This window comes from Clostridium sartagoforme AAU1 (assembly GCF_000401215.1).
GTDB lineage: Bacteria > Bacillota > Clostridia > Clostridiales > Clostridiaceae > Clostridium > Clostridium sartagoforme.
This window is the reverse complement of sequence record NZ_ASRV01000191.1, coordinates 1-16,414: the sequence shown is the minus strand read 5'-3', so window position 1 is coordinate 16,414 and position 16,414 is coordinate 1. Positions and strand designations below refer to the sequence as shown.

The 16,414-nt window shown below is 26.2% G+C and carries 12 protein-coding genes and 2 pseudogenes; 3 read left to right on the top strand and 11 right to left on the bottom strand.

What is annotated here, in order from left to right; genetic code table 11:
• The first annotated feature begins 573 nt into the window (after nt 1–573).
• Nucleotides 574–1,568 (top strand): annotated as a pseudogene (locus A500_RS15335) (tyrosine recombinase XerC).
• A gap of 38 nt (nt 1,569–1,606) precedes the next feature.
• Here the strand turns inward: A500_RS15335 and A500_RS15330 are convergent.
• Nucleotides 1,607–1,990, bottom strand: a complete 384-nt coding sequence (locus tag A500_RS15330) for a hypothetical protein (RefSeq protein ID WP_016208477.1) — start codon at nt 1,988–1,990, stop codon at nt 1,607–1,609.
• Between the two features lie 160 nt (nt 1,991–2,150).
• On the opposite strand from A500_RS15330, the gene lexA reads away from it, so the two are divergent.
• Together lexA and A500_RS15320 are read left to right on the top strand one after the other, a co-directional pair.
• Nucleotides 2,151–2,756, top strand: coding sequence for a transcriptional repressor LexA (gene lexA, locus A500_RS15325; RefSeq protein WP_016208476.1), 606 nt, complete (start codon nt 2,151–2,153; stop codon nt 2,754–2,756).
• Between the two features lie 184 nt (nt 2,757–2,940).
• Nucleotides 2,941–3,600 carry a metalloprotease family protein gene (locus A500_RS15320; RefSeq protein WP_016208475.1) on the top strand — a complete coding sequence of 220 codons (660 nt, stop codon included), beginning with the start codon at nt 2,941–2,943 and terminating at the stop codon, nt 3,598–3,600.
• Between the two features lie 54 nt (nt 3,601–3,654).
• On the opposite strand, the gene A500_RS15315 is transcribed toward A500_RS15320, so the two are convergent.
• From A500_RS15315 to A500_RS15275, 10 genes and pseudogenes are all read right to left on the bottom strand, one after another.
• A complete protein-coding gene (locus tag A500_RS15315) occupies nt 3,655–4,932 on the bottom strand; it encodes a methionine gamma-lyase family protein (protein WP_016208474.1) in 1,278 nt (425 codons plus the stop codon).
• 209 nt (nt 4,933–5,141) lie between these two features.
• The gene (gene hfq / locus A500_RS15310) at nt 5,142–5,378 is read right to left on the bottom strand and encodes an RNA chaperone Hfq (RefSeq protein WP_040436980.1); all 237 of its coding nucleotides are present in this window, start codon (nt 5,376–5,378) and stop codon (nt 5,142–5,144) included.
• A gap of 39 nt (nt 5,379–5,417) precedes the next feature.
• Nucleotides 5,418–6,344: a tRNA (adenosine(37)-N6)-dimethylallyltransferase MiaA gene (gene miaA / locus A500_RS15305; RefSeq protein ID WP_016208472.1), complete on the bottom strand. Its 927-nt coding sequence runs from the start codon at nt 6,342–6,344 to the stop codon at nt 5,418–5,420.
• Nucleotides 6,345–6,355: 11 nt separating this feature from the next.
• Nucleotides 6,356–6,625, bottom strand: coding sequence for a hypothetical protein (locus A500_RS22095; RefSeq protein WP_423219299.1), 270 nt, complete (start codon nt 6,623–6,625; stop codon nt 6,356–6,358).
• Between the two features lie 5 nt (nt 6,626–6,630).
• The gene (mutL, locus tag A500_RS15300) at nt 6,631–8,385 is read right to left on the bottom strand and encodes a DNA mismatch repair endonuclease MutL (protein WP_423219298.1); all 1,755 of its coding nucleotides are present in this window, start codon (nt 8,383–8,385) and stop codon (nt 6,631–6,633) included.
• A gap of 32 nt (nt 8,386–8,417) precedes the next feature.
• Complete coding sequence (gene mutS, locus A500_RS15295; protein WP_016208471.1) at nt 8,418–11,210, bottom strand: DNA mismatch repair protein MutS; 2,793 nt, start codon at nt 11,208–11,210, stop codon at nt 8,418–8,420.
• Between the two features lie 206 nt (nt 11,211–11,416).
• Complete coding sequence (locus A500_RS20495; protein ID WP_157453675.1) at nt 11,417–11,584, bottom strand: hypothetical protein; 168 nt, start codon at nt 11,582–11,584, stop codon at nt 11,417–11,419.
• Nucleotides 11,585–11,951: 367 nt separating this feature from the next.
• Complete coding sequence (locus A500_RS15285) at nt 11,952–12,311, bottom strand: GNAT family N-acetyltransferase (protein ID WP_016208469.1); 360 nt, start codon at nt 12,309–12,311, stop codon at nt 11,952–11,954.
• 118 nt (nt 12,312–12,429) lie between these two features.
• Nucleotides 12,430–15,688: pseudogene (locus A500_RS15280) on the bottom strand (DEAD/DEAH box helicase).
• Between the two features lie 95 nt (nt 15,689–15,783).
• Complete coding sequence (locus A500_RS15275; RefSeq protein ID WP_157453674.1) at nt 15,784–16,263, bottom strand: hypothetical protein; 480 nt, start codon at nt 16,261–16,263, stop codon at nt 15,784–15,786.
• Nucleotides 16,264–16,414: the final 151 nt, after the last annotated feature.

The following is a 16,414-nucleotide window of genomic DNA, read 5'->3' as shown; positions in this document are numbered from 1 at the left end:
TTGAAATTTATAATTTCTATATAGAAATAAATCATATAATAGTATAAAAAACCATAAAATTTCATTAAAATTAGCTCAAAAAGCTCAAAAATAATTTCGCTAAATATACATTTATTGCATTTCGTCTTATTGCAAGTTATAAAATGCTATGATATAATAAAATCAAGGCTTTACAGAGATTTTGGAGGTTAAAAAATGTCTACATTGCGAACGAAAACATATAAATATAAAGATTTTACTTATACTGAGGATATAAAAAATCTTTTGAACGTAGAGTTATCAAATAAAGATAAGAAAAAACTTCATTCAGTTTATTCTAATTATTACGATTTAGGTGTGGAACGCGGCTACGAATATATAATTGAAGATCTATTTAAACTTACTGAAATACATAAATTATCAACTTCTCAGCTTTCAGAAATTTATGATACAGGAATTAGGAATGTTCAAATTTGGCTTAAAGAACTTGGAATAAATCGTAGTATAAAAAAAGCTAAAAAGATTAATAAAAAGAATTCTAAATTGAATTTAGAATTGAATTCTGTCGAAAATTTGAATTCAAACTCAACTTCAATACAAAGTAAGTACGGTATTGAGCAAGTTCAAATTAAAAATTTACCAGAATCCGTTATCGACTTTTTAAACTACTTAGAAACAATTAAAGGAAAATCTCTTAATACAATTAAAGGTTATGAAATAGATCTAACTTTATTCTTTAGATTTTTAAAAGTATATAAAGGACTAATCACTGATGATTCTTTGGAATTTTCTGAAATAAATATTAGAGATATAGATAATTCATTTATTAGAAAAATTAAATTAACTGACTTATATGCTTTTTATCTTTTACGGAAAAACAAAGAGAAAACGGAAATTATGCAAGAGCTAGAAAAGTTGCCGCTCTTAAATCTTATTTTAAATTCCTTCAAGGAAAAGCAAAAATTATAGATGATAACCCTACTTTAGAACTAGAGTCACCCAAAATAAATAAAAGACATCCAGTTTATTTAACACTAGACGAAAGCATAAACTTATTGAGTTCATTAGATAAAGATAACAAAAATTTTTATAGAGATTATTGTATTTTAACTTTATTCTTAAATTGCGGAATGCGATTATCTGAACTATGTAGCATCAAACTAGATAAAATTAAAGGTGATACTTTAACTATAATTGGGAAAGGAAATAAAGAAAGAACTGTTTACTTAAATGAAGCTTGCTTAAAAGCAATAAATAATTACTTAGCTGTTCGAGATGCTTCTAAATGCACAGTTGAAGACAAGGAATACCTACTACTCTCCTCCCGATTTAAACCTATTAATAAAAGAACTGTTGAATTGTTAGTTAAAAAACATATTTTAAATTCAGGGTTAAGTAATGAAAAATATACACCTCATAAATTAAGACATACAGCTGCTACATTAATGTATAAGCATGGTAATGTTGATATACGAAGTTTACAAAGTATTTTAGGACATGAAAATATATCTACTACACAAATCTATACTCATATAGATGATGAAACTTTAAGAGATGCAGTAAAGTCAAATCCATTGTCAAAATTATAAAAAGGTTAAGAGCTTCCTCTTAACCTTTTTATAATTTATTAGTACTTCCCTTTTAGTTTTCTAACTCCTGGGAAAATTTCTTCTGTAGCATCTTCTAATGAATCTTCACCAAATATGTCTAGATCATCTATGTATTCAATATGATCAAAAGCATCAACATAATCACTTGACTCATTTTCTAAGGCATACTCTCCTACTTCTTCAATTTTAACATCTGATAAATGCTCTTCTTTTAAAGATTCTAGCATCTTTTTATATTCATTTTCTAAGAATTCATTTTCTTCAACAGTTTTAGCAATATCTTCTATCTTTATTGCTCTTACATCTATCCCTTCTTCTTTTAAACAATCTCCACAATTGTCACAGATTCTATTAGGATATATATCGCAGTAATCTTCTTCTGAATATTTTTTTAAATCCATTACTTATCACCTACACCTATAAATTCAATTGAATATGATTATATCAAAGTTATTTAAAATAATCAAATTTAGTTATTTAAAGAACGTTCGTTTCGAGAACGTTAGTTTGATATTAATATTATCTTATGATATAATGTTAATAATAAAGCGAGGTGTAATTATGAACGAAATAAAAGATAAACAACTAGAAATTTATGAGTTCTTAAAAATATATACAGAAAACAAAGGTTATCCGCCTTCAGTAAGAGAAATCTGCGATGCTGTTAATTTAAGATCCACATCAACTGTTCATGGACATTTAAAGCGATTAGAAAAAAAAGGTTTTATAAAAAGGGATCCCACTAAACCTAGAGCATTAGAAATTATGGAAACTTCTAATTCAAAAAAAGAGATGCTGAATATTCCTTTAATAGGAAAGGTAACTGCCGGAACACCTATATTAGCTATAGAAAATATAGAAGATACCTTCCCTATTCCAATTGATTATATAAAACATAATGAAGAGTTATTTATGTTAAGGGTAACAGGAAATAGTATGATCAATGCAGGAATACATGATGGGGATTATGCTATTATAGAAAAATCTCAAACTGCTAAAAATGGAGATATAGTTGTAGCCTTAATAGAAAATGAAGCAACTATAAAAACATTTTATAAGGAAAAAGATCATATAAGACTTCAACCTGAAAATGATAGCTTATCGCCTATTATTGTTGAAGACTGCAGTATTTTAGGTAAATTAGTTGGTTTGTTTAGAGCATATTAGAAAATAAGAGTCATACAATATTGTATGACTCTTATTTTTTAGTGAGCATTTTAGGAGGTGCTAATTTGAAAATATCTATTTTAAAAAAGATGATACTATAAGTAATTATTTACTAGATCAATACACAGAAGGATATATCATAAAAAAAGACTTTTTTAATATAATCTTATTTATTAAAGTTGTTGTGGCTTCTATATATGCCTTTGGGTTAGGATACAGTTTATTTTTTGTTGGAGATAATTTTATAAAGATAGGAATTAAATTTCTATTTCTATTAATAGGCTTATATATTTTTATAGAATTGCCATATGCATTATTTAAAGCATTATTATTACCAAAAGTCTTTAATAAAGATATTATTAAATTAGAATTATATCCTTTTAATATGAGTATATCAATATCATCTAAAAAACCTGTGCCAAAAGAAAGGATATTAATTTCTTTGATATTACCTTTCTTAGTTTTTGCATTAATTCCAACAATAGCAAGCTATACATTAGAATTTGATATTTTATTATATGCTATTGCTTCTAGTTCTGCAATAATATCTGTGCAAGATTTGATATTTTTTATATTACTAGTATTTGATAATTCTATAAAAGGAAGTTTGATAATGACTCCTTCTGAATATATCGATTCTAATATTAATTTAAATGAAATTAGTCTAGACTTAAATGAAGATAATAATAATGTTTATAAAGATGAATTTTGCTATCAGTTATTAGAGAATATAGAAAAAAATAAAATAAAAGAAAGTCTTAATAAAAAACAAGATGAAAAAGAATTTAAGGATGCAGAATATATTAAAGAGATGATTTTTAATATAGATGATGGTAATGAATAACAAAAACACTAGCTAGATAAATAGCTAGTGTTTTTTGTTAAATACAAATCTATTTTAAATTATATTATTTAAAGAAATTAATATACCTATTTTAGCATGATCAAAAGTAAGACCACCTTGCAAATAAGCTATATACGGCTCTCTAATAGGTGCATCTGCTGATAACTCAATTGAAGAACCTTGAATAAATGCTCCTGCAGCCATTATAACCTCATCATTATATCCTGGCATAGCCCAAGGTTCACATTCAACAAAAGAGTCTATAGGAGACCCTTTTTGGATACCCTTACAAAATTGTATAAGCTTTTCTTTATCTCCAAACTTAATAGCTTGAATAATATCACTTCTCTTTTCATTGTACTTAGGCAAAATATCAAACCCAGCAAGTTCCATTATTCTTGAACAGAATACAGCACCCTTTACAGCTTCCATAGCTATATGTGGAGCTAAGAATAGGCCTTGATAAAATTGTCTCATAACTCCAAAGGTTGAGCCGCACTCGCCCCCTATTCCTGGTGTTGTTAATCTAAAGCTAGCTTGCTCTACATATTCCTTTTTACCAGCGATATATCCACCAGTTGGTGCAATTCCTCCACCTATATTTTTTATAAGTGAGCCAGCAATTAAATCAGCTCCAACATCAGTAGGTTCTATAACATCAATAAACTCACCATAACAGTTATCAACAAAAACTACAACATCTTCTCTTATGCTTTTTACAAAATTAATAACTTCACCAAGCTCCTTAACTAAGAAAGAATTTCTCCATCCATAGCCAGTACTTCTTTGAATATGTACAAGTTTTATAGTTTTATCAGAAGTTAGTGTTTCCTTTATTTTATCTAAATCAAATTTGCCATCTTTTAAATCAACTTGTTTATAGTTAACACCATATTCTCTAAGGGATCCTATATTTTCTTTACCACTTATACCTATTATATTATGCAATGTATCATAAGGAGCTCCTGAAATACATACCATTGTATCTCCTGTCCTTAAATTTCCCATTAACGCACATCCTATAGCATGTGTTCCATTAACGAAATGAGGTCTAACTAGTGCACTTTCAGTATTAAATACTCTAGCATAAACTTTATCTAATGAATCTCTTCCTATATCATCATATCCATATCCAGATGAGTTTGTAAAGTGAGATTCACTTATTCTTTCATCTTGAAAGGCCTTTAGTACCTTTAATTGGTTGTATTCCCTTATTTCATCATAAGATTCAAAAACTTCTTCCACATCTTTTAAAGCCATTTTATATAGCTCAAATGTTTTAGATTTAAAGTTAAATTTCTTCATCATTAATTCTTCTGTTTCTCTTAGCATAACGTTATTATTACATATTATTTGATAATATGTAATCTCTCCCTTCTAAGTAAATTAAATAAGCTATTATATCACATAAATAAAATATTATCATATTTTATTATAATTTCATAGTATATATGTTTAATAAAAGGTTAACCTTCAAATAAAGTAAAAATTATAATACTAGATAAATATAGTCAGCACAAAATAAAAAGCAGGCAAATTGCCTACTCTTCATCATTATTAAATAAAATTGGTTTTGCTGGTGTTATAGTTGTTATTGCATGTTTATAAACTAACATTTGCTTATCATCACTATCAAGTACTACAGTAAAACTATCAAAACCTTTTACATATCCTTTTAGTTGAAATCCATTAGTTAAGTATATAATTACTGAAATCTTATTCTTTCGTGCTCCATTTAAAAATATATCTTGTAAGTTATTTGGTTGCTTATTCACCATATTCACCTCCGCATAATTCTTATACTACTATTATACAATTTATGGTAGAAAATCACCAACTATTCTTTTAAATATATCATCTTCACTAAGTATATCCTTATCTAAAAAAATAGCTCTAGGGTCTCTTCTAAACCAAGTTAATTGCCTTTTCGCATAATTTCTTGACCCTTGTTTAATCATATCAATTGCCTCATGTAAGGATATTTTGTTTTCTAAGTAATAAAAAATCTCTTTGTACCCTATTCCTTGCATTGACTGTACAGATGAATTATACCCCATTTCCTTTAAGTTTATACATTCTTGCAGTAAACCTTTATCCATCATCATATCAACTCTTAAATTTATCCTACTATAAAGTTTTTCTCTATTCATGTTAAGCACATAATAGCTCACATCATATTTCCCATTAAAAAACTCTTCACCTGAATTAAAAGAACTAAAAGGTTTATTTGTTAATTTATACACTTCTAGAGCTCTTATTACCCTTTTCCTGTTATTATAATGAATTTCTTTATAACTTATAGGATCTATTTCTTTAAGCATATTATGGATATATTCATTACCATGCTCTTCTGCAAGTTTTTCTAATTCATTTCTATATTCTAAATCATTTTCTGCTTCTGTAAAGTTCATATTACAAGTTAATGCATTTATATATAATCCTGTACCACCAGTTAATATTGGAAGCTTTCCCCTATATAAAATATCATCTATACATTTTTGCGCCATTTCTTTATATTCAGCAACTGAAAATGGAGTACTAGGAGTTATTACATCTATCATATGATGAGGAACTCCACACATTTCTTCTTTAGTAATTTTAGCAGAGCCTATATCCATGTATTTATATATTTGCATTGAATCTGTTGAAATTATCTCACCATTTAATTCTTTAGCTAGTTTTATAGATAAATCTGTTTTCCCAACAGCTGTTGGACCTGCTATAACTAAAATTTTTTCTTTCATTGTTACTCCTTTTATACTATTCGTCTAAACTTCTTATCTAATTCATAGTTTGTAAATTTTATTATTACTGGCCTACCATGAGGACAATGGAATGGATCATCTATATACTTTAAATCATTTATAAGCTTTTCCATTTCAATTTGATTTAAAGAATCATTAGCCTTAACAGCAGCTTTACATGCAAGGGTTGCAATTCTATTATACTTCACTTCTATTGTCTTTCCGCTACCTAATGACTTTATATTATCTAAGATATTAATAAATAAATTCTTAGGATCCAATCTCCCTAAAAATAAGGAACTTCCTTAATTGCTATAGTATTTCCACCAAAGTTTTCAATAGAAAATCCTGCTATAGTAAATACTTCTGAATTCTCCTCATAATAACAAAAATCATCTATAGTTAAGTCTATTAAAGTAGGTACTAGTAGTTGTTGTACTACTATATCCCCCTCTTCTATACCCTTTAAGTACTTTTCAAAAAGAATCTTTTCGTGAGCAGCATGTTGATCTATCATATATAGCACTTCATCATATTCAGCTAATATATAGGTCTTATTAAACTGTCCTATTATTCTTAAATTAGGGAACTTAGCATTTCTATTTTCTATATTATTTAAATTTTCTTTGTTACTTATTATATTTTCACTATTTGCTTGTTCTTTATTTATTTCATTTTTGGTGAGTTCTTTTTTATCTTCACAAATTACAGTATTTGAATTAGATTTTACAGGTCTATAATCAATACCATTATCATTATTTATACTATTATTATTGTTATGTGCTTTAATATCTATTTTACCAAATTCTTTTAGGTTCTTAAGATTATTATAGAGCTCTTCTTCTCTTCTTAAATCCTCATAAGAAACTCCTGGTAAATTATTTATTTCATTTTCTTTAGCCTTATTACTATTATCATCATATTGCGATAAAGGCAAGTTATTTGAATAAGTATTATTTAAATTCATATTAAAAGATATTTCTTCAACTACTTCTGTTGGAATGTTATCTTTTTGATCTTTTTCTTCTTCTGGAATGTAGAAATCATTGAAGACTTCACTTTTAAATGCTTTATGAACTGCATCAAATACCTTTTTAAAGATTCCTCTATCTTCCTTAAACTTAATTTCAGCCTTAGTTGGATGTATATTAACATCTACAAACTCAGGATATACTTCAAGGAATAAAACAAAGAAAGGGAATTTATTTACTGTTGCAAAAGACTTAAAAGCATTTTCTATTGCTGCAACTATAGTTTTATTCTTAATATATCTACCATTAACAAAGATACTTTGATTATTTCTAGAACCTCTTGCTATTTCTTCTTTACCTATATATCCATATAAATGAATTGCATCTTCTACACTTTCAAAATATATTAGATTTTCACTTATAGATTTTCCATATACAGTTCTAATAACATCTTTAAGATTGCCTGTGCCATAAGTATGTAAAACCTTTTTAGCATTGTTATAGAATTTTATAGATACATCTGGATTAGATAAAGCTATCCTTGATACTATATCGCTTATTAATGCTCCTTCTCTAGAAGTAGATTTTAAAAACTTTCTTCTAGCAGGTACATTATAAAATAAATCTCTAACTTCTATTATAGTTCCTTTATTAGTTCCTGTTTCACTTGAAGAAAGTATTTCACCGCCTTCTATTGAAATCTCTGAACCAAAATCATCGTTATCTATTTTACTTCTTAATAATACTTTTGATATAGATGCTATAGAAGCTAAAGCTTCCCCTCTAAAGCCTAAGGTCATAATAGAATATATATCCTCTACATTTTGAATCTTAGAGGTTGCATGAGGCATAAAAGCTTTTTTAATATCATCTCTATGTATTCCATTACCATCATCTATAATTCTTATTAAAGAAATACCTCCTTCTTCTATTTCGATGGTGATATTTTTTGCTTCTGCATCTATTGAATTTTCTACTAATTCTTTTACAACTGAAGAAGGGCGTTCAACCACTTCACCAGCTGCTATTTTATTAGAAGTATGTTCATCTAATAGATTTATTCTTTTCATATAATCACCTCACTAATTTTCCTATTTTATAATTACTTTACCCTTTTTGCTTCAAGTGTTAACTTGTATAAGGTGTTCATTGCATCCATAGGGGTTAAAGACATAACGTCTATATCTGCAAGTGAATTAATTAAATTTTCTTTTTCTATCATTGTAAAATCTATCTGATAATCGTTTATTTCATCTTTAGAATTCTTTTTCTTTTTAGAATCCTTCTTCACAATAGTAGTATCTTCTAATATTGTATTATTTGTAGATTTTTTTTCTATATCCACATCATTAGAACCTTCTTGAATGTTATCTATTGAATTATTATCTAAATATACTTTATCTTCTTTAATATTATCACCATTATTTACTTTAATTGTTTCAAGTTTATCAGTTGCAACTTCCTTTATTGAAGTAATATCTAATGAATTACTATTTGATGTACCTTCTAGCGAAGAAAGTATTTCTTTTGCTCTATCAATAACTTGTTTTGGTAATCCTGCAAGTTTTGCAACCTCTATACCATAAGATTGATCTGCTCCACCTTCTACGATCTTCCTTAAGAATATTATAGTGTCATTAACTTCACTTACTGCAACTGAATAGTTTTTAACCCCATCTATAACACCTTCAAGTTTAGTTAATTCATGATAATGGGTTGCAAAAAGTGTTTTGCACTTAAGTTTATTATTTTTAGATATATATTCTATTACAGACCAAGCTATACTAAGCCCATCATAGGTTGATGTTCCTCTTCCAACCTCATCTAGTAATACTAAGCTTTTAGATGTGGCATTTTTTAGAATATTTGATACTTCCCACATCTCAACCATGAAGGTAGATTTCCCCCCTGCTAAGTCATCAGAAGCACCTATTCTTGTAAATATCTTATCACATATAGAAATATTAGCGGATTTAGCTGGTACAAAAGATCCTATTTGAGCCATAAGGGTTATAAGTGCCACTTGCCTCATATATGTAGACTTTCCTGCCATATTAGGGCCAGTAATAAGTAAAAGTCTATTATCATTTGGATTTAATGTAGTATCATTAGAAACAAATTCACCTTTTCCAATAACTTTTTCTACAACAGGGTGTCTTCCTTCATTTATTTCTATAATTCCATCTTCATTTATTCTAGGTTTAACATAATCATTTTCTACTGCTATTAAAGCTAAAGTAGATAAAGCATCTAAGTTACCAATAATTCTAGCACTTTGTTTAAGTCTAGCAATTTCTTTTTCTATAGCTTCTCGTATTTCTATAAATAAGTTATATTCTAAGGATACTAACTTTTCCTCAGCACCTAAGATTTTATCTTCCATTTCCTTTAATTCCTGAGTTATAAATCTTTCAGCATTTGCTAGTGTTTGTTTTCTTATATATCTACCTTCAGGAATTGCATCATAATTAGCTCTTGATATTTCTATATAATATCCGAATACTTTATTATACCCAACCTTTAATGACCTAATTCCAGTAAATTCTTTTTCTCTATTTTCTAAAGCTGCAATCCATTCCTTACCATGAAGTTTAGCTGTTCTTAAATCATCTACTTCTGCATTATATCCATCTTTAATTATGTTACCTTCTTTTAAGGCAATAGATGGATCATTTAAAATTGAATTAGATAACAATTCTTTTATATCAGTAAGTTCATCTAAATCTTTATACCATTCATTTAATATGTTTGAAGTAGAATCCGCTAAATGTTTTTTTATACCTGGTAACTTTTCTAATGAACATTTTAGTGAAATTAAGTCCTTAGCATTAGCATTCTTATTAGAAATTTTCCCTACAATTCTTTCTATATCATAAATTTCTTTAAGTAAACTTCTTAAATCTTCATTGAAGTAAGCATTATTATATAGCTCCTCTACACCTTCTAATCTCTTTTCAATTTCAGATTTTATTATAAGAGGCTCTTCAATCCATTTTCTTATTGATCTTCCTCCCATAGAAGTAGAAGTTTTGTCTAATACCCAAATTAAGCTTCCTTTTTTAGATTTCTCTTTTAAGCTTTCAGTAAGTTCTAAGTTTCTTCTTGAGTTACCATCTATAGTCATATAATTAATTATGTCATAATATTCTAAAAGATTTATATTAGTTAAAGTCATCTTCTGAGTATCATATATATATTTTAATAAAGCTTTAGATACAGTCTTAGATAAATCATTTAAGCTAGTTATACATACTTCAGAAAATTGTTTAATAAGTTCTTCATCTGTACAAATACTCTTACTTAAATCTCTCTTAGTAATTAGCGCTGAAGTAATAGAAGTAATTTCTGATAATAATTCATCACTTATATTAATATCTACAATTATTTCTTTTGGAGATATCTTAGTTATTTCATCTAATAAACTTGCCTTTATTGCGGCAGTACTCGTTACTTTAAATTCGCCAGTAGATATATCAGAAGAGGCTAACCCGTAATAACCACCATTTTCAACTATACACATTAAATATGTATTCTTATATTCACTATCTTCGCTGTTTTCTATATATGTACCAGGAGTTATAACTTTAATAACATCCCTTTTTACTATACCTTTAGCAACTGAAACATCTTCAACTTGTTCTCCGATAGCTACTTTATATCCTTTATTAACAAGTCTTGCAATATAAGAAGGGGCTGCATGAAACGGAATTCCACACATAGGAGCTCTTTCTTCAAGACCACAATCTCTTCCGGTTAAAACAAGTTCAAGTTCCCTTGAAGCGGTTTTAGCATCTTCAAAGAACATCTCATAAAAGTCACCTAATCTAAAAAATAATATACAATCTTTATAATTCTCTTTTATTTCAAAATATTGTCTCATCATTGGAGTTAACATATTTTTAATACCTCGCAAACATAAACTTAAAATCTTTATAAACAAAAGATTTTATTACTATTATACTATAAATTTGGAATAAGTAACAAGTGAGTAGTATGTATCAAGTAATAGCTAATAACCAGAATTCAATATTCGTGAACTAATAAAATTATCTACAACTAAAAGCAGCCTCCAATTTTATAATTGAAGACTGCTTTTTAATATTAATGTTTATAGTATGTATTATGACCATTGCTAATGACATAACCACCATTAGGAACCTGAAAACTAATTAAAATAATATTTAATAAATCAACACAAGATCCACCTGCATTCAATAAACATAATAAACAAATAAATCCATTTAATATTCCAAAAATACTTAATACCATTGAATCCCCAATATGTCTTAGTTGATTTTAGCATATTTGGTACATATATAGCATGAATAAGTTCATGTATAAACAGAAAAATAATAATAGCTACTAAATATACAAATATATTTAAATTTAAAGTTAGCTCAAATTTTAATTCACTATTCCCTTTAATAATATCTTTAAAAGGTTGATATAAAAAGAAAATTAATATCAATTCAATCAAAAAAGAAATATTCTATTTAATAAGTCCATTATTACATACATATATAAATACCACAATTTCAAAGATAAAACTGTGGTATTTTAATCTTAAATTATTTCTTTCTAAAAGTCATTAAATATTCTGATTCCTTTGTATCCTCATTAATAAGTTCATCTAAAATCATAAAATCATTTTATTATAGAAATTTATTGCCTTGTGATTTTTTTTAAATACATGCAAAGTTAAATAAGAATATTTATTTTTACAAAAATCTATTAATTTTTTTCCTATTCCTTCTCTTTGGTAATTCCTTTTTACAAAAATTCCACCTATATAATTATTTTCAACTATACCTACAAAGCCTTTGATAATATTATTTTCCTCAAATATATAAACATCAGCTTCTTTAAGTAACTCCTTAACCAAATCATAATTTTGGATCCAATATTTTTTCTCTATAAAATCATGAGAATCTATATTTGTTTCTAACCAAATTTCCATTACTTCTTCTAATTTATTTATATTTAATTTTTTTATCATACTCTTTCTCCTTAAATTATATAATTTTAAAAGTAAGAGTTTAAAACACTCATTAAGTTCACCCTTTCTAACGAAATATAAATGTTAATTTAACATTATTATTTATAATTATATGATATTAATTTCCAATTGAAAATAGCCCAAGTATATCTTCTTCGCTTAGTGTATTTATGCTTGATATATCATTTTCATTGTTAAGTATCTTCTCAATTAGTTTTCTTTTTTCGTCTTGAAGATTTACTATTTTTTCTTCAATTGAATTTTTAGCTATAAGCTTAATCACTTCTACTATATTAGTTTGACCAAATCTATGAGCTCTATCTGTAGCTTGATCTTCAACAGCGGGATTCCACCAAGGATCAAAATGTATTACTATATCTGCTGATGTTAAATTAAGTCCAGTTCCTCCTGCTTTTAAGCTTATTAAAAATACAGAATTCTTTCCTTCATTAAATTCATTTACAAGTTCTAACCTTTTTTCAGAAGGTATAGATCCATCTAAATAACTATATAAAATATTTTCTGTTTTCAATTTATTTGTAATATTCTTTAAGACTGAAGTAAATTGTGAAAATACTAATATTTTATGGCCTTCTTCTATACCTTGTTGAAGAATTTCAATTAATGCTTCTACTTTGCCACTAGTTCCAATATAGTCATTTATTAACACTGAAGGATCAAGACATAATTGCCTAAGTTTAGTTATGTATGACAAAATTTCTATTTTACTTGTTTTTAAATCATCATCTTTAACTTTCTTTTCAATTAAGCTCTTAGCATGATCTGCATAAATAGAGTACACCTTTTCTTGATCTTCAGACATTGAAACAACTAGTTTTTTTTCTATTTTAAGAGGTAATTCTTTTATTACATCCTTTTTATATCTTCTTAAAATAAAAGGTTTAATAAGTTTATTTAATTCTTCTAAAACTTCTTCTGATTCATTTAACTTCTTATGGTATCTTACACTAAACCTTTTTTCATCAAATAAATATCCAGGCATTATAAAATCAAAAATTGACCATAATTCCATTAGTGAGTTTTCTAAAGGTGTTCCTGTTAATGCAAATTTTCTATATGATTTTATTTTCTTTACAGCTAATGAATTTTGAGAAGTACTATTTTTTATATATTGTGCTTCATCTATAAAACAATAATCAAATTGAATCTTTTCGTACTCTTCTAAATCTCTTTTAACTAAATTATAAGTAGTAATTATAACATCGTATTTTTCAATAGTATTTATTATATTACATCTTTCATCTTTAGATCCATTTACAACAGCATACCTAATAGTTGGAGCAAATTTTTCTATCTCACTGCTCCAATTATAAATTAATGATGTTGGTGCGACAATTAATGTTTTTGATGGCAAACTTGATAATATAAAAGTTATTGCTTGAATTGTTTTCCCAAGTCCCATCTCATCACCTAAAATTCCACCAAAGCCCAGATAATCCATAGTTTTAAGCCAATTATAACCTTCTTTTTGATAAGGTCTAAGTTCAGCAGATAATTGCAGGGGCTCTTTAAATGTTAACTTATTTATATCTTTTATCTTCTTTTGAATCTGCGATAATTCTTTTTTCCCCTTTATATATCTAATATTATTATCTTTAATAAAACTATCTAGATATAATCCTTTATTTTTACTAAACAATATACTATCACCATCTATTTCATTTTCTAAGGATAGTACATCTAATAATTTTATAAAATTCTTTAATTCTATTTCTTCTAAATCTAAGAACTCGCCATTTTTAAGCTTGAAATATTTAAGATTGTCTCGAAGAGCTAATATTATATCTTTAACTTCAGTTTCTGGTATATCATCAATTTTAAATTTTAATTCAAAATAATCAAATTTACCGCTTTTAATTTGGCCTATAATATTTTTATTATTAATATTTTTTATTATTTTAAAGTTTTGTGAATAAAAAACTTCTCCTATATCTTGAAGTTTATCTATATCATATTTAAAAAATTTAAATAAGTAATCATCTCCAAGTAATAAATAAAGTTTATCTCCTGAAGCTTCAAATCCAAGAGATCTTAAAAATGATATTACTTCTCCTTCTTTATTTAAATCTCTATAAATAATTTTATTTGTGTACTCATGAAAAATATTAAATTCATGTTCTCCATATTTAACCTTTAAGGTTAATGTTATATCTTTATTTACTTTATCAAAATAGAATCTAAACTCAACATTTTCTTTTACAATTTTATTTTTTATAGATTTATTAATACTTATATAATCAGACAGCGTGTAGAGCTTAGGTAATAGTTTATATAAAATTCTTATTTCTTGATTCTTATCTATTGAAATGGATTTTGTATTATTAAATATATTTAAATATGAAGATATATCATAACAATACTCAAAACTTGGTAGATAAATACTGCTTGCATATAAAAATACTGTACCCTTTTTATCAATTTTCTCAGGAATTCCATCCTCTAAACTTAATATATATTCTTTCTCTAACCCCTTTAAAGAAATTTTAATATTAGGTTTATCAAAAATAACTTCAGTTTCTACTGGCTTATAGAAAAAGCCTTCATTTAAATAAACTCTATTTTTTGAAATTATATTAAAAAATTCTCTTATTAAGAAATCCGGAATTATCAACATTTTTCCATCTATATATTTATCTTGTCTTTTCATAAATCCAGATGAAGTTGATTCGATATCTTTTACCTTTTCAAGAAAATCTATTATTTTCTTTTCCTTTATACTTAACCTTTGATATCTTGGATCAAAGCTGAAGTCCTTACCATATTTAACTGGTATTTTATTGTAGTAGGAAGTTAAAAGCTGATTTATATCTTTAACAACATATAATTTGTTTGAAGATAATCCCTTCAAGCCTATTTTAAATTCCGCTGCTAATTTATTTTTTATACCTTGTTTATTTATATAAACTTCTATTTTTATTTCTTCTTTATTGTCTTCTTCTAGAAGTAAATCTAGTATATTATCTTTTTGATTTTTAAATATATTCTTACTTAAAATAGATTTATTAAATTTAGATTTAAGTTCTTCATTATCATCTAATTCTATTTAAAAACTTGTAAAAACTTGCAAATAAATGCTTACAGCAATAATTATTTTTACGAAGTTCATTTCTTTCAAAATCATCACATGTACAAAAGGTAGATATTATATTTTTAGTATTTATATCTATTTCTAATTTATTGATATATTCACTAAAATAATTTTCAGATATTATTTTAGAATTTATATAAATTAACTCTTCATCATGCTTTATATCAAAATTTGAAATCAAATCATTTTCTAAAATTCTTTTACCACCTAAATCATTTTTACCACAGGTATCTTTATTAAATTTTTCTAATAAAACTTGTTTAATCATAATTCTCACCTTAATTAATAATGGGTATAAACTGCTTAGCAATTTATACACTATCTTTAATTATAACAAAAAGAAGTGGCTTTTGCCACTTCTCCTTATGCCTCCATCCATAAATCTTTTAATTTATACTTATTCATCTCAAAATCATAGGAAGGGCTATATTTAATTCTTTTTCTTAAAATATATTCCTTAATTGGATTTTTAAAATCATTTTCAACTAGTATAGTTGTAGTAACTTTGTTTTCAGAATTCATAAAACATATAGGTAAATTACTTTGAAACATTAACATTTGAAGATGTTCTTTGTCTGAATCAATTGATTTATTATATATACGTCCATAGATAAACTTATCATTTCCTGCAAATTTAAAAAGCAATATAATCACGGGTTGTCCACCAACTGTAATTGTAGTTGCTTTCATTTCAAGGATTCCCTTATCTAAAATATAATTTAAATGTTCATTACTTTCTTTTAAGTAAAAACTTGAAGATATTTTATCTTCATCAAATTTTGTAATATAATTACCTATATATCCACAATCTAGCTGTAATAAATTTTCAGTGTACAAGGCCATTCCCCTCCTAAGAATACATATTATCATTAATTAATTATACTACTGTTATATCATAATATTAAAGGAGTATTTAATGGGAATAATGCCATTAATCCTTAAAGTCATATTAAGGTTTCTCGCCATAAAAAAATAATTTTAATATCATTATAGA